The sequence below is a fragment of the Enterococcus sp. DIV0802b genome (assembly GCF_050543535.1).
Lineage (GTDB): Bacteria > Bacillota > Bacilli > Lactobacillales > Enterococcaceae > Enterococcus_D > Enterococcus_D entomosocium.
The window spans coordinates 2538465-2557690 of record NZ_CP172941.1; the positions used below are offsets into that span (position 1 = coordinate 2538465).

15 protein-coding genes are annotated in these 19226 nt (G+C 42.5%); 2 read left to right on the forward strand and 13 right to left on the reverse strand.

Annotated elements, in window-relative coordinates; translation table 11 throughout:
• Positions 1-18 precede the first annotated feature (18 nt).
• From IGJ12_RS11940 to IGJ12_RS11955, 4 genes are all read right to left on the reverse strand, one after another.
• On the reverse strand, positions 19-3108 hold the full coding sequence (locus tag IGJ12_RS11940) for an alpha-mannosidase (protein ID WP_218193350.1): 3090 nt from the start codon (positions 3106-3108) through the stop codon (positions 19-21).
• Positions 3105-3935, reverse strand: coding sequence for a carbohydrate ABC transporter permease (locus IGJ12_RS11945; RefSeq protein WP_218193351.1), 831 nt, complete (start codon positions 3933-3935; stop codon positions 3105-3107). The genes IGJ12_RS11940 and IGJ12_RS11945 overlap by 4 nt, the downstream gene beginning before the upstream one ends.
• A 9-nt stretch (positions 3936-3944) precedes the next feature.
• Positions 3945-4838, reverse strand: coding sequence for a carbohydrate ABC transporter permease (locus IGJ12_RS11950; RefSeq protein ID WP_008379138.1), 894 nt, complete (start codon positions 4836-4838; stop codon positions 3945-3947).
• Positions 4839-4922: 84 nt separating this feature from the next.
• Complete coding sequence (locus tag IGJ12_RS11955) at positions 4923-6293, reverse strand: extracellular solute-binding protein (RefSeq protein WP_074534942.1); 1371 nt, start codon at positions 6291-6293, stop codon at positions 4923-4925.
• A 220-nt stretch (positions 6294-6513) separates the two neighbouring features.
• On the opposite strand from IGJ12_RS11955, the gene IGJ12_RS11960 reads away from it, so the two are divergent.
• On the forward strand, positions 6514-8655 hold the full coding sequence (locus tag IGJ12_RS11960) for a helix-turn-helix transcriptional regulator (RefSeq protein WP_074534941.1): 2142 nt from the start codon (positions 6514-6516) through the stop codon (positions 8653-8655).
• A 150-nt stretch (positions 8656-8805) separates the two neighbouring features.
• Here the strand turns inward: IGJ12_RS11960 and IGJ12_RS11965 are convergent, their stop codons facing one another.
• The 5 genes from IGJ12_RS11965 to IGJ12_RS11985 are packed head-to-tail and all read right to left on the reverse strand — an operon-like array spanning position 8806 to position 13156.
• Positions 8806-9543, reverse strand: coding sequence for an SIS domain-containing protein (locus IGJ12_RS11965; RefSeq protein ID WP_430619064.1), 738 nt, complete (start codon positions 9541-9543; stop codon positions 8806-8808).
• The gene (locus tag IGJ12_RS11970; RefSeq protein ID WP_218193353.1) at positions 9544-10794 is read right to left on the reverse strand and encodes a PTS ascorbate transporter subunit IIC; all 1251 of its coding nucleotides are present in this window, start codon (positions 10792-10794) and stop codon (positions 9544-9546) included.
• A gap of 2 nt (positions 10795-10796) precedes the next feature.
• Positions 10797-11078: a PTS sugar transporter subunit IIB gene (locus IGJ12_RS11975; RefSeq protein WP_005225413.1), complete on the reverse strand. Its 282-nt coding sequence runs from the start codon at positions 11076-11078 to the stop codon at positions 10797-10799.
• A gap of 12 nt (positions 11079-11090) precedes the next feature.
• Complete coding sequence (locus IGJ12_RS11980; RefSeq protein WP_005234553.1) at positions 11091-11519, reverse strand: PTS sugar transporter subunit IIA; 429 nt, start codon at positions 11517-11519, stop codon at positions 11091-11093.
• Positions 11516-13156, reverse strand: a complete 1641-nt coding sequence (locus tag IGJ12_RS11985) for a BglG family transcription antiterminator (RefSeq protein WP_430619065.1) — start codon at positions 13154-13156, stop codon at positions 11516-11518. Before IGJ12_RS11985 ends, IGJ12_RS11980 begins: the two co-directional genes overlap by 4 nt.
• Before the next feature lie 201 nt (positions 13157-13357).
• On the opposite strand from IGJ12_RS11985, the gene ypfJ reads away from it, so the two are divergent.
• Complete coding sequence (ypfJ, locus tag IGJ12_RS11990; RefSeq protein WP_016613658.1) at positions 13358-14248, forward strand: KPN_02809 family neutral zinc metallopeptidase; 891 nt, start codon at positions 13358-13360, stop codon at positions 14246-14248.
• A gap of 284 nt (positions 14249-14532) precedes the next feature.
• Here ypfJ and IGJ12_RS11995 read toward each other — a convergent pair whose 3' ends face one another.
• From IGJ12_RS11995 to IGJ12_RS12010, 4 genes are all read right to left on the reverse strand, one after another.
• A complete protein-coding gene (locus IGJ12_RS11995; protein WP_430619066.1) occupies positions 14533-15348 on the reverse strand; it encodes an ABC transporter permease subunit in 816 nt (271 codons plus the stop codon).
• Positions 15345-16229 (reverse strand): ABC transporter ATP-binding protein, encoded by an 885-nt coding sequence (locus IGJ12_RS12000; protein WP_005234548.1) that lies wholly within the window; start codon positions 16227-16229, stop codon positions 15345-15347. Before IGJ12_RS12000 ends, IGJ12_RS11995 begins: the two co-directional genes overlap by 4 nt.
• Before the next feature lie 445 nt (positions 16230-16674).
• Positions 16675-17505, reverse strand: coding sequence for an energy-coupling factor transporter transmembrane component T family protein (locus IGJ12_RS12005; protein WP_061054436.1), 831 nt, complete (start codon positions 17503-17505; stop codon positions 16675-16677).
• On the reverse strand, positions 17495-19204 hold the full coding sequence (locus IGJ12_RS12010) for an ABC transporter ATP-binding protein (RefSeq protein ID WP_008379154.1): 1710 nt from the start codon (positions 19202-19204) through the stop codon (positions 17495-17497). The genes IGJ12_RS12005 and IGJ12_RS12010 overlap by 11 nt, the downstream gene beginning before the upstream one ends.
• Between the last annotated feature and the right edge of the window lie 22 nt (positions 19205-19226).

Consider the following 19226-nt stretch of genomic DNA (forward strand, 5'->3'; position numbering starts at 1 on the left):
GAATCTGCTGGTTTTAGTTTATCTCAACTCAAAATGAAATGTTTTTATTTCGAAGGGTGACAAGGTAAATGAGACTTCATCTTTCCACTGCTCATTATTTAAAGGTATCTCCATTAAATCTGTTTCTTGCCAAAAACTGCTTGGCAACTGCAATGTAACCTTTCTAGTTCCTCCCGTGTGATCATGTAAGCGTAAAATCCACCCTTTGCCGGTTTCTGCTTGCTTGATGGCGTCGATGGTAACTGAGGTTTCACAGTCTATTTGCAACGGAAGCAACCAAGAATGTTCTCCGTTAATAACCGTTAATGGCGAGTTGAGGGACCATGCTTCTTCCATTGTTCCCCCATCGATGGCATCGTGCTCGTGGGCATAAAAACTGTAAGTAAATTTGTGATCGCCATCGTCAGCCAGTGGATCAGGATAGATAGCGCCTTTAAGCAAGGTCAAGCTTAATTGATTTTCCTTAACAGCATAACCATATTTACAGTCATTCAATAAACTTACCCCACAATATTTTTCTGAAAGATCTGCCCATTGGTGGCCTACTGTTTCAAACTGAGCCAATTGCCAACTGGTATTAGCATGGGTAGCTCGTTTTACATTTCCGTACTGAATATCAAATACTGCTTCAGTTGATCGAATTGCTGCATCAAAGTTTACCTTCAACAGTTGTTGGCGTTCATGCCATGACACGTTTGTTAAAAAATCGATTCGTTGTGTATGAGCATAGACCCGCATTTCCTGATGTATCTGCGAATTACCAAACGTATACTCAAATACTACGGAAGCGTAAAGCGCATTATTTGAGCGTAATCGTATTTGATCGGCTTGAAGCACTGTTGCTTTTTCTTGATAAAAACTATCGATATCCCATGCATCGTAATTTAAAGGTTTGTCTTCAAATAGCTGAAAAACATTCCCTTTTCCTTCCAACATTTCTCTACCTAGTTTCTTATCAAAAATGCTGATCAAATTTCCCGATGTTTCCCATAAAATTCGCAAACGATCGGTCTCAAGCGCTCCCTCTGTGAACTCAGCGAGCGGTTTGATGTCTTTATTTTCTGCTATCGGTTGAAACTCTATCATCACCTGACTCATTGGCGGAACATTTGTCACAAGAACAGACTGTTTTTCTCCATCAAAATAAGCCGGAAGTTCTTTTCCTTGTGAATCAATAAAGCGACCTTCTTGTAAAAGTGGAAGTTCAATCAGTTCATTCCTTGACCAGCTAGCTGTATTGTTGACTGTATACTTTTGATTAGCAGGTCCATCTAATTGTTCAAATAACTGTTGAATGGTCTGAGTCACGACGGCAAACTCTGCTCTATGGTCTTGATAAACTTCTTTGATCGAAGAACCAGGAATAATATCGTGGAATTGATTACGAAGAACCGTCTCCCATGTTTCAAAAAGCGGATCCTTAGGATACTCGTCTTCTTTGCTGGCTGCTAAACATGTATAGAGAATCTCAAGTTCCCGTAGAGCAATTTCAGCTTTTCGATTCATTTTTTTGACAAACGCTTGCGAGGTATAGGTTCCTCGATGATATTCCAAGTACAATTCGCCATCCCAACGAGAGACCAGCGACTTATTTCGTTCTACTGTCTGATGCAGTCGTTCAAAAAAGGCTTTCGCTATTCCTGTTTTGACTTGCGGCAATCCTGGAATCTGGTCAAGGCGTCGTCGATTTTCCAGCATCTCTCTAGTGACACCGCCTCCGCCGTCCCCATGACCGTAAGACAGCAGAAATTCTTGATTCAAACGCTTGTCTTGATATCCGTCGTAAATTCCTTGAACGGTCCCCGGAGAGAGCGTTCCATTGTAGGTATAAAACCATTCTTCTGCCCATTCATCCGTTTTACCATCAACTGGCGTGGTGATAAAATGCGTCAAAATATCTGTCCCATCGATTCCCCGCCAATAAAAGGTATCATGGGGCATCCGGTTGTATTGGTTCCAGCTGATTTTGGTCGTCATAAACGTCTCAATGCCAGATTTTCTTAAAATTTGGGGCAACGCCCAAGAATAACCGAATACATCTGGAAGCCACAAGAAATGCATCTCTTTGTCAAATTCTTCCTTCACAAATTTTTTCCCATGGAGTATCTGACGGACCAATGATTCGCCTGACGGTATATTGCAATCGGCTTCCAGCCACATGGCTCCGTCCACTTCCCAACGGCCTTCTTTGATTCTCTTTTTGATTTTCTCATAAAGAGCTGGATAGCTTTCTTTGACATATTTGTATAGCTGAGGTTGGGTTTGCAAGAAAATATATTCTGGGTATTGTTCCATCAAACGTAAAACCGTTGAAAAACTGCGGACAGCTTTTTCCCCTGTATGCTTCAGCCGCCACAGCCAAGCAACATCGATATGTGTATGACCGATAGTTGTCACAGTGATCTCCGAAAGTTTAGGTATTTTTTGCAGTTCTTGGTTTAAATAATGATCCGCTTCCTCAACGCTGTAGTAAAAAGAGATAGATCCGGGTACCTGCCACTGAATCAAACGAAAGGCATCATCTAAAAGATTCAACAGCTTGTATCGTATCGGTTCATTTTCCGGTAACCCATCGATAGTTTTCGCCATCATGTCAGCGAGAAAGAAACAGTCATCAGCAGCTAAGTGTCGCTTTGCCAAACAAGCTTGCCGAAACTCATGCCGTTGAATGACTTCAGCCCCACCGCCTTCCAAGCCAGACCATAGTTTTAAATCAAGTCGGATGGTTGTCCCCCGGTAATGATCCGCCAGAAAAATCTCTGTATGATTCGAATCGACACCCTGATAAGGTTCACCATCGATCAATAGCAAGGACTCAAAGCCTGAATTATAGCCACCACCTGTACGACCAAAATCGATCAGTAACCATAAGTCTTCCTCCTCTGGAACTGTCAATTCATGATGAGCCCAAATATAACGGTCTCTCCCTTGCCAGAAATCGCTAACTGAAAGTGTAAAGTCCCACTCTTCTGGTGGGTGTTTTTCCGTTTTTGACTTATCTTCTTTTGCCGACCACATTGTAAGGTCTTGTACTTTTTGAAAACGATACGCTTTTAGTTCAGCGATTCGTTTCGTTAATTTTTTTGTCGTATGAAATGGATCTTTCATCCTTTCGTCGCTCCTCCCATGCTAAATCCTTTAGACATATACGTTTGTGACAAAGCATATAAAATGACGACTGGTAAGGTATATAGCACCGAAAAAGCGGCTAAACGGCCATAATTGACCATACCAAAGTTGCCGAAAAACTGAAAGATCGAGACTGATGCCGGCATTTTTTCGGGTGACTGAATCAAAATATAAGGAACAAAGAAGTTGCCCCAGCTTCCAGTAAAAGTAAAAATACCAACCGTACAAATACCTGGAACCATCAGCGGTGCTACGACTTTTCGCACCCCTTGCCATGTTGAAGCCCCATCGACCCAAGCGGACTCTTCTAAGTCGATTGGTACCGAATCCATAAAGTTCTTCATCATCCAAATCCCATAAGGCAGTGAGGACGCCGTCAAGAAGAACGTCACCGCCAGTAACGAATCTTGAAACTTTAAAAAGATAAACAGTTGATAGACCGGCACGATGACAGCAGTCATCGGTAATGAGGTCATGAACAGCACCGCCATCAAAAAACTTTTTTTATATCTTAGCTGATACCTCGACAAGGGATATGCTGCCAAAACACATATGACAACAACTAAAATCGATTGACAGCCGGACAAAAGCAAGCCGATTCCGAATGACCGAATGATAGTTTGATCAGAAAGGATCGAAGCAAAATTTTCAAATGATACTGCTTCAGGTAATTTCAAAGTTTGAATAGCGCCCGGATCAATAGAGGCGATCAGCATCCACAACAATGGGAGCAAAAACAATAAGGCTAATACTGCCAAAAGCAGATAATGAATCATGGTCTCCAATTTTTCACTGCGTTTTACCATTTTTTTCACCTACACTTTCACTTTCAGCATTTTCATATAAATCAAGCTTGCGGCAGCACCAATCAGTAGCAAGACCAGCGAAATCGCTGTTCCGTATCCTAGCTGATAGCTCACAAAAGCTTGTTTGTACATGAAGACCGGCAGGGTTGCAGTCTGATTGCCGGGACCACCACCAGTCATAGTATAAATCAACGTAAAGACACCCAATGTCTGCAAAGTGACGAGCATCAAATTCGTTGCAATGGTACCTTTGACCATCGGTATCGTAATTTTTCGAATCACTTGCCAGCGGCTGGCGCCATCCATAACTGCAGCTTCCTCTACTTCCTTAGGGATCTCATCTAAAGCGGATTGAAACACCATCATTGAAAAAGCGGTTCCTCGCCAAATATTGGCAACCACAACGCTTATCATAGGAAACGCAAACAGCCAAGCAACCGGCTCAAATCCCATCAGTCCCATCAACCAATTAGCTGTTCCGCTATCTCCTAAAAAAGCGACCCAGCAAAAGGAAACAACGACTTCCGGCGTAACCCATGCAGCAATGATGATCAGACCAACGACTCGCCGAAAGGCTCGATTTTTCTCCCGCATCATAAATGCAATCAAAAAACCTAAGAAACATTGACCGATCACTGCAGAAAAAATGACAAAAATCAAGGTTCGTACGACACTAGTTTGAAAAGCCGGATCATTGAACATGCGCACAAAATTTTCAAAGCCGATGAACCGCAATTGACTTGCTTCAGCACCGGTCAGAGCCAAGTTCGTGAAGGAAAAGATAAAAGTTAAGATAACTGGACCAACAAAAAATATCAGCAGCAAGAGCCAACTGGGAAATAAAAAGATCAACGCTTTTTTACTATTGGACATTTGCTGCTCTCGTTTTAGCGAATTTTCCATTCTTTTCTCCTTTCTTTTTTAAAGAGAAGAAACGTTAGCCTCCATTCGGATTGTTTGCTGCAATTCCTTCTCTTTATTAATGATTTAGTTAACGGCATCGTCTCCAACGATCCTTGTTACATTGGCGGCATAATCACTAGCTGCTTCTTCTGGTGTCTTGCTGCCAGTGGCAACTGCTTCAACCATTGTTTGAATCTCTACTGAAACATTAGGATATTTGTCATCTGCAGGACGGAAATGAGCGTATTGTAAGAAAGAGGTTGCTTGTTCAATAAAAGGCTGCTCCTTATATTCAGCTATTTCTGCTGAATCGTCTCGGACGGTTAAATTCCCTTCAGCGATTGCGCGTGCAGCTTGCTGTTCTTTTCCACCGAGTGCTTGAACCACTCGCCAAGACGCTTCTTTGTTTTGTGCTTTTTCAGGAATGGCCCATGTCCAGCCTCCTGACATGGTCGTAAATGGCGGTTCACCACCATTTTGTGTAGGCATGGCTGCAAAACCAAAGCGTTCTGTCATATTCTCAACAGGAGTTGCCCCATTTTCGGCCCAGTTACCGGCACTCCAAAATCCATCTAAAAGCATGCCGACTTCATCATTAGGAAATTTATCTTGGAACATCACAGATCCATAATTACTGTTAATAGCGATGGATAAAGAAGGACCTAATTGTTTCTGGTTATACACTTCATCAATAAAAGCCAGAGAGTCAATAATCCCTTGTGTATTCACTTGCCATTTACGCGTTTCACTATCAAATAATGTATCTTGAGTACCATATAAGAGCATCTGGAAAGTCTGCATGGAAACCGACTCACCATTGGCTTTAGCCACACCTAATCCTAAGGGGATCACATTCTCATCGGAAGCTTTGATTGCTTCAGCTGCCTCAATAATCTCCCCCCAAGTTGTTGGCTGCCAGTCTTCAGGCAGACCGGCTTTCTTAAAGACATTTTTGTTGTACCAAATCCCGCGAGAATCAGAAGTTCCTGGAATGGCATACGTACTACCATCTTCAGCAATGACACCAGCTTTTAAGTTTTCTGTATATTTATCCCATTGATCCCAGTCAGCAACATATTCATCAAGATTGGTTAAGTAACCGGCATTTGCATCAGAATTCAACATAAAGGAATCTTCTGCCACTACATCGGGTGCTGTGCTCTCCGATTGCATAGAAAGAGCAACTTTTGAAAAATAGTCTCCCTCACTTGCGGTAATCGGAGAAAGTACGATTTTAATGTCCTCATTTTCTTTCTCAAATTGTGGAATAAATGTTTCTTCCAAATATTGGGTCATTTTATCGTTTTCCCCGGTATTGCGCCAAGTAACCTTTATCTCGGTTTTCCCCTCTGCCCCGTCCCCATTTGACGAGCCGTCGCTGTTCCCACAAGCAGCTAAAACCATTGGTAGTGTCAGTAGAGACAGTAATGATACAGCTTTTCTTTTCATCGACATAATCGTTCCTCCTAAATTTTTTCATTTTCTATCGCTTAAAGTAAGCGCTTTAAATATAGCCTGTTTAGCCATTGTTGAATATCATTATTATTCGTTGAAATATACACTTTTTACTCTTAATATCAAGTTTTGTAGACAACTACAAATAATGATGATTTGACTCAAGCTAATTTATCTCTATAATCAATGTAAACGTTACCAAAAAAAGAAAGGAGCACTTATGAAATCAAAAACATATCGAAAAATATTCTTAACCTTTTTAACGGTAATCATTGCATATACTATTTTTATTATGGTGATTGTCATCAATAATGAAGTTAATCAGCGGAAAACTGAACAAACTACCCAAAGTATTATGACGCTAGAAAACAGTGCTTTTCGCATTGATCAGCAACTTCGATTTGCCCTCAATTCAATGAAATCTTTAGCAACAAAAGAAAGTATTATACTGTTTTCCCAAAGTACTGAATCTGATTATGCGCTGTTTTCAGCGATGTATGATGAAATTCGTGAAAACTATTTATTAATGAATCAGTTTGAATACTCTATCGGAATCTTGAATCCAGAAAATCATATCATCGTAAGTTCTGACGGCTATTTTGTTTACAATGATTTCTTTTCCTTCTTGAATATAGAAACAAAATCCGGGCTTCTTTCCGAAATGCTGGCAGATGCCAGCTTCAGTTCCTCCATCTTCGAAACCTTTGATCAACGGCTGATCATGCTTCATAAAGAGCAAGTAGGGAATCAGACCCTCTACTTCTTTGCCTACTGGAAAAAAAATGAACTACTGTCTCCAATGAATCAAGGACTACAAGTTATCGATCAACAATATCCTTCTAGTAAGACTAGTTCACCGATACTTACTGATTTTACACAAAATACCATTCAGCAAGAGATCCAATCAGATACTATCGTTTTTATAAAAAATTCAGAGGTGCTCCCTTTTGCCAATTATGAATTGACAACCGCGATTCAAAGCAGTTTTCCACTCTCTACAATTTCGTCCTTTCTCCTTCCATTAATGGTTTTGATCGTACTGGGTGCTTTGATCGTCATTTTCTTGAGTAAGCGGATGTACAAACCTTATCTAGAAATATTAGATGAAATCAAAAAGAGTAATGTTGATATTTTAACAGTTGATGATATCAACTTAGCTTTGCACCAGATAATCGAGTCGTCTAGTTCGATCAACCAGCTCCAATCCCCTGTCTCAGAAGAAGTAAAGGAACTATTCTTGAAGAATCTGCTTTACGGAAAATATACGTACAATATGAGCAAGAGTTTACTGCCCACTTTCCATCTTGAAGGCATAGAAAAACGTGGGAGTTTTGCTTTTCTGACCTTCTCAGGCGAGATGGCGGAAGAAGCCACTTTTAATGAAACAGAGATCATTCATGTGCGAAAACAGTTGATCAAGAAAAATCTTCATATCAAGTGTTATGATATCATCAGTTTTTCCGAAAAACACCTTGCCATTCTTTTTTATGATCAGGAATTTTCACAAATCATGAAAGAGATCGATCAATTGAAACTAACAATCGAAGACAGTTTGAACTTAAGAATGACTTACTTGCTATCAAAACCTTTTCATTCTCTTGAACATTTTATCGAAGTCTTTCATGAAACCTGTCAGTGGTCAGATGAATGCAATGGCGAAGATCAGTTCCATCAAATACCGGTTCCAACATCCAATGCTCTTCATAAAATCAATTATACCGTTGATGAGGAACAGTTATTGATCCAATATTTCAAAGTAGATGATTTTGTCCATGCCAGAGAATTATTGCAACAAATCGTGGAGATCAATATTTCCAGCAACCATTCCCTAGGCTTCCTTCAGGAATTTTCAACCGCTCTGATCTTAACAATAAAACGAATTGCTGTGATCAAAGAGATTTCCTATCCTGAATTCTACAATCAAAATAAGAAACAATTTCTTTATTTAAGAAAAGGGTTTTCAGATCCCGATGTGAAAAAAACGATTTTTTCCCTTTTTGACACGCTGATCACTCAGATCGAAACCATGGAAAAAAATAATGGATCCAAAATAGATGAAATCATTCAATATATTAATAGCAACTATTGCAGCGACCTCAGTTTAACAGATATTGCCCAGCAGTTTCATCTAAGTGAAGCCTATTTAAGCCGGTTGATTAAAGAACGACTGTCCATGTCCTTCAAACCATACGTCAATCAACTACGTGTCGAAAAAGCCAAACGTCTGATGAGCGAACAAGAAAGTTCAATCAATGAAATTGCTAGTAAAGTCGGCTTTAAAAATACCAATTCCTTTATTCGGGTATTCAAACAATTTGAAGGGTCGACACCTGGTACTTATCGTACCAATAAAATTCATTAAGCTCTAAAATTCTAATACAAAAAAAAACGATCTGAACGAGATTTGACCACTACATTTACGAATTGATTCCCCCAAGAAAATTCGTTCTATTAGTAGTTTTCAAATTTTTCGTTCTGATCGTTCTAATAAAAAGATAAGTTACTTATACAGTCACAGCTGATAATGGATCGCTTCTTGGTACTTTTCAAACAGGGACTGGTTCAATTCATCCCCGCCGTCTAGGTTCGCTGAGTAAAAAATCGGCGGATAGTCGACACCGGCTTCTTTTAGTTTTTGGCAAACTTCAACGATAATCGCATTTAAGATCGTTGCGCCGACTACGGTGGATGTAGGTCCGACTTTTTGTTCTACGTCTGGAATCGTACACGCAGCATCGCCAATCTCCCCATGATTGTCGATGACGATATCCGCCGTTTCAAACAAACGCAAGCCTGATGTATGACGGCTGCTGACTGTTTTCGAATAGGTAAGGTTCGTTAATGCGATGATCTTGACCCCTTTTTCTTTGGCATGAAGCGCCATATCGATGATAACTGGATTTCGCCCAGACACCGAATGCAAGATCAGCACATCGCCTGCTGTAAAGGGCTGGGTCGCCGCCAAGGCACTACCGTAGCCTTCTAAGCGCTCCATTTTACTAGTGAAGGTGATTGGGCTGCGATCAAGCATCAGTTCTCTTCCAAAGATCGCGTTGATCGTCATCATGCCGCCTGCTCGATAATACATCTCTTCGGCTAAGATCCCAGCGTGACTAGCGCCAAAAATGTAGATGGCTTTTTTGGTCAAGTTGGCTTGCGTCAGCAATTCAATGGCTTGCTCAATCGCTGGTACTTCTTTTTCTTCTACAATAGACAATAGTTCTTTTGCTTTTTCAAAGTATTGAAACATTTAAAACCCTCCAAACAGCTTGCCGATCAATTCACCAAGGATGCCCCATAGAGATAAATCGTTCCCACCGAAAATCAAGATCCAGTTTTGAATCGTCGTTGAGAATAACGCTGCAGAGATCCCAACGAGTGCTACCATAACGACAGAAGCTGTGATCGTACCAATAATTGCCCCTCGCAAGCCCCCTTGTCCTTCACCGATCACCGCAGCACCGCCACATTCAAAGAAGCTGGTGATGACTAAAGGAACGATCAAAATGCCAAAGACGTTGGTGGTATTGGCAATCACCACTAAAATCGTTGAGGTGATCATCGCCACGATAAAGCCGATGATTACAGCATTTGGACGGTAGTTGAACAAGATTGGCACATCAAAAGCTGGTTTTGCTCCAGGAACGACTTTTTCTGCGATCCCTTGAAAGGCGGGAATGATTTGGTTGATCAATAGACGTACCCCATACAACATGATCAATAATCCTGCACCGAAGTTCAAGCCAGCATTAACCGCAAACATCACCAAGTTGCCCCCTTCAGGAACTAATACGGGCGCAATCAGACCGATAACGATATTCATCAAAAACATCACTAACGCGCCAGTAATCGATATTTCACGGAAAAACGATAGATTTTCTGGCACTTTCAAATCTTCCGTCGATTTTTCTTTGTTTCCGACCCGTTTTGCAACAAAGCCTGAAACCAATGACAAGATCCCCGTTGGATGACCGATCAAGAATGAATCATCGCCTGTGGCATCCCACACATATTTACGCATGATCCATGGCATGAAGGACCAGTAACAAGCAGATAGAACCGCCCCTAAGATCAACAGTGGGATTCCGGTAAGTCCGCCTTCAACGCCCCCAGCGACGATGACGAATGGGAACCACCACAACATGTGACCGGTGAGGAAAATCGTCTTCACAGGTGTAAAGCGAGCAATCAATAAATGAATGATCAGGCCGAAAAACATCGCTAAACCAACTGTTCCGCCGTATTCTGCCGTAAAGGTGATGTCAGAGAGTCCATCTGACACAGCAACGCCTAATTGGGTTTGAACCGCAGCATTGATCGGTGCGATCGTTCCCACCAACATGTTTACCCCAGCCGTCAATGCCACCATCCCGAAGGAAGCTGTTAAGGTTCCTTTGACGACTTCTGCGAAGGGCTTTCTTTGTACCAATAACCCAATCATGGCAATGATCCCCAGTAGGACTGGCGGATTTTTTAAAATATAATCCGTGACAAAATTCATGATTATCCCTCTCTTTCAGCTAAAAATTTTTCCATTTGCTGTTTGACTTCTTCTTTATCCATATACTTTTTGATTGGATAAACGGGTGCTTTCACGGATGCTTTTAACTCATTCAATAATTCATTACTCGTAAAATAAACATCTGCTGGTGTCGCTTTTGCCGTTGATAAATCAGTATTCTCGGCAGTTGCCGTCAACCCTAACTCTTTGATCACCTTATCGATCGTCATCTTCAATACCATTGAGCTTCCTACACCAAATCCACATACTGCTAAAATTTTCATATCCTTTTCCTCCTAATGGAATAATTGACAAATTTGTTCCCGATCGCCGTTTAATATCACGTTGTATTTTTCTTCATCCATAAAGATCGCCATGATCTCTTTCAAGCTTTCTAGATGGCTTTCACTATCTGCGGCGGCTAAGACAAGAAATATCCGCACCGGTTTGCCCTCAAGATCGATGGGCTGTTTCGTTACTAAAAGGCTCATACTTTGCTCCAAAACCCCTTCTCCAGGACGGGCATGCATCAGCGCAAAGTAATCCGCCAACACCATGTAAGGACCATTTTCTTCCACGCTTTGAATCATCGCTTCGATGTATTCTGACGTGATCAGCGCTTCATCGAGCAAGGGCTGACTGGCTAATTTTACGGCTGAGCGCCAATCTGCCACTGTCTCATCCGTCTGTATATGCTTCTCAGGCAAATAATCCTTCACTTTCATTCTGATTTAACCTCCAACATTTTTGATAGGAACCATTCTTTGTTTTCGATTCCTTGCATGATCAATTTCATCATTGGTTCCACCTTTTGCGTCTCATCCTCTCGGATCATCAATAAAATAATGATGTCCGCTTTTTGGTTGCCCCATTCTACTGGCTGATCCAAAAGCAGGATCGAGATCGCTGTTTTTTCGACATAATTCGGATTGCCATGAGGGATGGCAAAGCCATTATCTAAATAGGTTGATTGTAGCTGCTCTCTTTCAATGACGGATTGCCGAAACTGCGCTTTTCGTTTTTCATCACTAAAAGGGGTTTGTTCGATCAAAAAATTGATGGCTTCTGTTTTGCTGGCAAATCGCTCGAAAAAGACGGTTGGCTGGATCATCGATTGGGCTTGAAGAAGTAAACCATTTTGATCGACCACCGCCTCATTATCGATGACTAAATCGATGTAGTGATTCATGATCCGCTTCATGTCGCGATTGGTCACCATAGGCGAGATCCGCACCACAGGTTTTTGAATCCCTACGAGATCGATAGTTGAAATAATAAAATCGATCGCCGAAATGTCCATCTGCTTTAATTTTTCTACTGAAACGGTTTCGATACTGTCGATCTCTGGCAGAATGCGACGGATTTTCGCAGAGACAAATGAGCTAGTGCCGACGCCATTGGGGCAGACAAAAATGATTTTGTTCATGCGGCGCATTCGCTCGATTGCTGCTTGAAAATGGATCGTGACAAATCCGATCTCATCATCAGAGATCCCCACTTGATACGCTTTCAAGAAATCATGAAGCGAGAACCAGACCACGCCATACAAGGCAGGATAGTTTTGTTTGATTTCTTCTAACAAAGGGTTGATGACTGTGGTTTGCGCTTCGATCCGCAGCAGTAGTTGATACAGATGGATCGTCACATCTTCTTCCAAACGATTGTCTTGGGTCAAGTCGGTGCCTAAGCCTTCGCTGATCTTTTGAATCAAGTTACGCACTTTTCCCCGAAATACGAAAGGAACTTTTTCACTTTTCATAAAAAATTTCAAGCCGCTACCTACAATTAGGTAGGTTAGATATTGCACTTCTTTTGGTGAAAATTGATAAATGTGTTGTTCTTCGATTTCTTTCAGTAGCTCATAGACTAACGGATATTTGTCGAACTCCAAAAACAGCTTCCCCACTTGGCGGTTTTCTTCAATCACTAAGCTTTCCGCATGACTCGCCCGCTCGATCAGCAGCACGATGGAAAGGACAATACTTTGGATATAGCTGTCGGGCATTTCCACTTGTTTTTCCATTAACGCTCGACGAAAGGCCTGATTTACTTTCTGGTATTTCGCAGGTTCCACCAACAAGGAAAACGCCGCTGGTTGATCCAGCATCATTAAGCAAAAGCGTTTGAGCACTCGATGGATCTGGGATTCACTTCCTTCAAAAAATGTACCTGAATTATCAAATCTCAGACGTAAGCTTTCTTTTTGAAACAGCTCTTTTAAATAAGAAATATCTTTTGCAATACTGCTGCGGGAAACGAAATAATCCTCTGCTAACTGCTGATAGCTGAGGTGCTCGCCAGCAATCAACCGTTTAAAAATCAAAATCCTTCGTTCCGATGTCCCCGAATAATTCATTTTCATACGCTCACCCTCTACATCTATTTTATTGCTACTGTACCAAATTAGAAGGCTAATTGTTAGATTAAAGAATGATTAAAAGGAGTGTACACTTTGATTTTTAAGGCTCCTGAAGGCATTTTATAACAATTTCAAGGCGCTTTTTTTCACAATCTGCCGCCTTTCTCTTATAATTAAGCTAGGATTTATATAGGAGGAGATAACATGAAATGGCGTGGGGGTAGACAAAGCAGCAATGTCGATGATCGAACGGGGCGATCATCTGGCTCAGGTGGGATGTTGGCTGCTGGTGGCGGGATCGGTACGGTGATCATCGCTGTTTTATTTTTCCTGTTTAGCGGTGGTGATTTAAATTCGCTGCCGGATGTCTTGGGTGGCAGCGGACAAGCAGCCAATTACCAGACAGAAAATGTGGGCACCAGTGAGTACACGGAAGAAAAAGAGTTTTCCGCAGTCGTGTTCGGCTATTTAGAAGATTACTGGCAAGACGTTTTTCAAGAGCGGCAAGAAACCTATCAAGACCCAACACTCGTATTATTTACGGGAAGTGTCCAGTCGGCATGCGGCTATGCCACGTCACAGGTTGGTCCGTTTTATTGCCCAGCAGATGAGAATGTGTACCTTGATCTGAGTTTTGCCAATGAGCTTTCTGATAAATATGGCGCAAGCGGCGACTTTGCAATGGCCTATGTCATCGCCCATGAAGTCGGTCATCATGTGCAAAATGAGCTGGGGATCACCCAACAATTGGAAAAAATCCGCCAGCAAGTTTCAGAGAAGGAGTACAACCAGTACAGCGTTCGCTTGGAGTTGCAAGCTGACTACTTAGCTGGTACCTTTGCGAAATATTTGCAAGGCGAAACCTATCAAGGACAGCCGATTTTAGAAGCTGGCGATATTCAAGAAGCGATCACGGCTGCCAATGCCATCGGGGATGATACGCTGCAAAAAGAATACCAAGGCTATGTTGTTCCAGATAGTTTTACGCACGGCACATCGCAGCAGCGCGTGGACTGGTTTAACCGTGGCTATCGTTATGGTGACTTAGCACATGGCGACACCTTTAATGTCGATAGCCTTGATTTGAGCAAGTAGCTTCAACTAAAAAAACACTCCGTAACAGCATGAACCGCCTGCTGCTTCGGAGTGTTTTTAGGTTCTGGGTGTCCCTTCAAGCCTTTTGGTGAAGGGACACTTTAGGCTTTCTTAACTTTCGCAACGATTTTTTCGCAAAAACGTGCCTGCTTCGTCATACTTTTTTCACATTTCGAGACTATTATATAAGCATACCAACAAACAACCCTAACACTTTTTCATTTTTACTCCTTTGCCTGTCAGTCCCCGCTGACAGGCTCTTTTTCGTCTTTTGATTGTAGTGCTCAGACCTGCAAGTCTTTGCGCTCGTAACGGTAAAAGGTGCCAAAGAAACACAATACACCGATCAGCAGTACCCATAGGATTGATGTGGCGCCGTTATCCATGAGTTGGACGGGTAATGCCATCCGCACAGGCGAAAGTCCTGCCAGCCATTCCAATTTATCGTAGAGTTCCCCCACGATGCCGAGCAAATACAGACCAAACACGCAGCCTAAGCCGACACTTGCGGTTTGTTTGCTGGAACGCAAGATCGTGGATAAAAAGAAACCTAGACAGAGGAAGAAGACTAAGACACCATACTCGGCAACGAAGATTTTGCTGATTTCTTCTATAAAAGAGGACAGGTCGTCTCCTGGTAGTTTGAATAGAGCAAACGAGGCCAGACTACTGCCATAGGCAATCAGCCAAAAGCCAGTCAGCAGCAACAATCGGGCGAGGAACTTCCACCCAGCGATTTCTCTGCGGCTAATAGGCTGAGCATATAAATACTCGATCGTTCCTTCTGATTCTTCAGTGATCAGACTGTTCAAGCCTAAAAGCATCCCATAAATACACGCGGCGATAAATAAGTATTGAAAGTAGTACCCGAAAAAGCCTGTCGGTGAAACCAAGCTTGAGGGTCCTGTCAGTTGGATGTTAAAGATGCCTAGTAATTCTGGGCTGAAAGAGCCCAACATCTGGTCTAAGGACGTTTTCATTTCTGGCGTGATCATTTGAGGATAGATAGCCGTAAATCCAAAAATGATTGCTGCAAAAAGGATCGTCCAGACCAGCCAGCCTTTGAAGGTATTTTTAAGGTCGATTTTCATTAAAGTCATTTTTGAGAACCTCCTTCATAGAGCAGCATAAATTGCTGTTCAAGGGTTGGGTGTTCGATCGTGAACTCTTTAATGGCAGGATTGGTTAGAAAATGTGCCAGCTGATTCATGTCTCCTTGATAGAAAAAACGCAAGCTGTGTGATTCCTGAGCAAGAACTTGTACGTTTTCCAAGCCGACTAATGAGATACTGTCCTCATTCGTGAGCGTTACAACTTTGCCGAAATTTTCTTCCTCACTCAGTTCTTTCACGGTGATGATCTGTCCTTCACGAATAAAGGCGGTCCGATGGGCATAGGTCTGAATTTCATGCAAATCATGGCTAGATAGAAAAATCGTCATCCCCTGTTTGTTTCTTCTAAGGAGCTCTTCAAACAGCCGTTTTTGAATCAAGGGATCTAAGCCATTGGTCGGTTCATCTAAAATCAACATTCTCGGTTGTGCAATCAAGGCGCTCGCAAGCCCGACTTTTTTCTTGTTGCCCAAAGAAAGTTCTGCGATCGATTTGTTTGGATCAATTTGAAAAAGCTCCATCAAATTCTGAATCTCTTTTTTTGGCTGCTTGACTTGATGAAAATCTGCCGTAAATGCCAGCAATTCTGCTGTCGTCATTTTTGAATAAAACCGTACATCACTGGAAACATATCCAGTAAACGTTTTGATTTCTTTGGCTGCTTGTTGGCAATCTCGTCCAAAAATCGCCGCATGCCCTGCATCCGGTTTAATAAAATTCAACAATACTTTGATGGTCGTTGATTTTCCCGCACCATTTGGTCCGATAAAGCCAAAAATCTCTCCTTCTGCCACTTGCAATGATACATTCTCGATGGCGTACTTCTTGTTGTATTGTTTGCTTAATCCGTTGATCGTAATGGCATCCATCCTGTCCCCTCCTTGTACTGCTTTGATGCCATCAGTGTAGCCTTATTTCGTGTTTCCGTCAATCAAAGATCTAAAAGGGTTCCGCTGGAATGTTTTACGAAAATCATCAAAAGATTGACACACTTCTATTACTTTCTCTTCCGATATTTTTCACATTTTCCCGCTATTATCAATACATACCAACAAACAACCCTAACACTTTTTCATTTTTACTCCTATCCCGCCAGTCCCCGCTGGCGGGCTCCTTTTTTTTATCGGCAAAAAAACGCAGACCTAGCAGCAACTGGCTTTAGCAAATGTAGCACTCGCTAAAGTCAATTGACTGACTGTCCTGCGTTTTTTGTCTCGATCATTTATGGGACCGGATGAATCAGAGTTGATTCATCCGTCCCACTTTCATTATTGACAATGAGTCCGTTTTTTTAAGTTTTCATGTGTTGATTTGTTAACGAAACGGATTGTAAAAGCGTCCGCCATTAAGGACCATCAAGAACAATCCAAGCGCCACGATCAAGCAAACGACAGCAATCGCCAAGAGATCTTTGCCTTGGATCGGCTTAGCTTTCAGCCAGGTACGCTGCTTATGCTTGCCAAACCTTCTTAGCTCCATGGCAGCAGAAATATGGTCGATCCGTTCCAAGCTGGAAAAAATCAAAGGAATCGCGATCGTGACATTGCCTGCCACTCGTTTGCGCAAAGGTGCTTTTTTAGAAAGCTCCACGCCCCGTGCTTGCTGCGCTTTGGCAATGGTTCGAAAATCCTCTTGAATATCAGGGATGTAACGCAAAGCCAGTGCGACTGCATAGGCGATCTTGTAGGAAATCCCGATGCGGTTGATACTGGACGCCAACTCGCTTGGATTAGTGGTAAACAGGAAAATCAACCCTGGCGGAATCGTGACAAAATATTTGATCAACAGATTCAACTCATAAAACACTTGCTCTTGGGTCAATGTATACCGACCGATCCCTTCGAAAATCACGTGGCGCGTCCCATAGATCTCCACCCCGTATTCTGGAGCGAAAAGATAGACCGCCACCAAATTCAAAATCGAAAAGAAGATGATAAATTTTAATACAAAAGCGATATCTCGGTAGCGAATTCCAGCACTGGCAAATAGAAAGACCGAAAACAATGCCAGTCCAATAAGAAAACGCGTATCATAAGAGATCATCCCGATAACGGATAGCAGCAAAAAACAAATCAGTTTTGCGGCACCGCTTAATTGGTGGATCCACGTTTTGCGGTCAAGATAGCCGATTAGATTACTCTCCATCGTGTCCCTCCTTCTCGCTGGCAATGAAGGCGGCAGTAAAAGCGGCGGGATCTGTCAACTGGTTAAGGGTCGCCAGTGTATACAAGCTGGTTTCTTTAAGGTTCGCGGCACTCACCACTTGTTTGTCTGCTAAAACAACTTCTGGCGGTGCGTCCAGCAAAATCGTTCCTTGCGTCAAAACGATCGTCCGCTGTGTATACTCCAACATCAGGTGCATATCGTGGGTGATCATAACAATCGTTAATCCCCGCTGGTTCAACTCCTGTAAAAATTGCATCATTTCGGTGTAATGGCGATAGTCTTGTCCCGCTGTCGGCTCATCCAATAAAATGAGTTCAGGATCTAAGACGAGGATCGCTGCAATGGCGGCTCGGCGTTTTTGCCCATGACTTAGTGCCGACAATGGCCATGAGCGAAACGGATAAAGACCACAAATTTTCAAGGTCTGATGAACTTTTTCTGTGATTTCAGCCTCTGGGACATTTCGGTTGCGCAAGCCTAAGGCAACTTCGTCAAACAGGAAGTTTTTTGACAGCATTTGATTGCTGTTTTGCAAAACATACCCGATTTTTTGCGCTCGTTCTTTGATGGAATCATTGCCCATGTCTGTTCCTTGCCAAAGCAACTTGCCAGAAGTCGGTGTCAAAAAGCCGGTAATCAAATGGGACAAGGTCGATTTTCCTGCGCCATTATGCCCAACCAAACTAATCATTTCTCCTTGATGGATGGTAAAATCCAGTGCCTGCAAGATTGGTTTGCCCACTTGGTAAGAAAACGATAAATTCTTCGCTTCCAACAACGGCGGCTGTTGGCTAGGAAGTGCCGATTTCGGATATTCCTTTTGAAACCTAGTCAGTTTTTCGGCAATCTCAGGTGATGCAAATGCTTCTACCGCGACCAAATCAGCAGCATCGGTCACAGGAACCCCCGCTTTTTTTAAGGCGGCTAAATACAGTGGTTCACGAATGCCGACTTGCTGCAGCATGTCCGTTTTTAATAGTTCATTCGGTGTACTGTCGGCAATGATGCGGCCTTCTTCCATCACGATGATGCGATCGACAGCGGCGGCTAACACTTCTTCTAAGCGATGTTCGATGATGATGGTGGTAAAACGCTTCTCTTGATACAGCTGGTCGATCATTTTGATGGCTTCCACACCTGTTTGCGGATCTAAGTTGGCTAGCGGCTCATCAAACAGTAGAATCGGTGTTTCATCGATCAAAACACCTGCCATTGAAACACGCTGCTTTTGGCCACCCGATAATTCCTGCGGTTTTTTTGCCAAATGATCCATTAAGTCGGTCTTTTCTGCCCAAACGCGCAGCGCCTCCTGCATCACAGCTTGACTACGCTGATCGTTTTCCAAGGAAAACACGATATCTTCTGCTACGGTTAAGCCTACAAATTGGCTATCGGTGTCTTGCAGCACCGTGCCGACGGTCAAAGACAGCTCGTAGATGGAAGCTTGCCCAAAGGCATTGGTACCGATCGTCAATGCTCCGGTACTACTACCTTCGTCATTTTGCGGGATCAAACCGTTCAAACATTTTCCTAATGTACTTTTGCCAGAACCGCTAGCACCGACGATCAGGACTTTTTCTCCTTCATAGATCGTTAGATCGATGTTTTTCAAGGTCGGTTCCGCTTGTGCATCATATTGGAAAGAAAAATTCGTAAATTGAATGATTTTTTGTTTCATTTTTTAGCCTTCACACATTTCT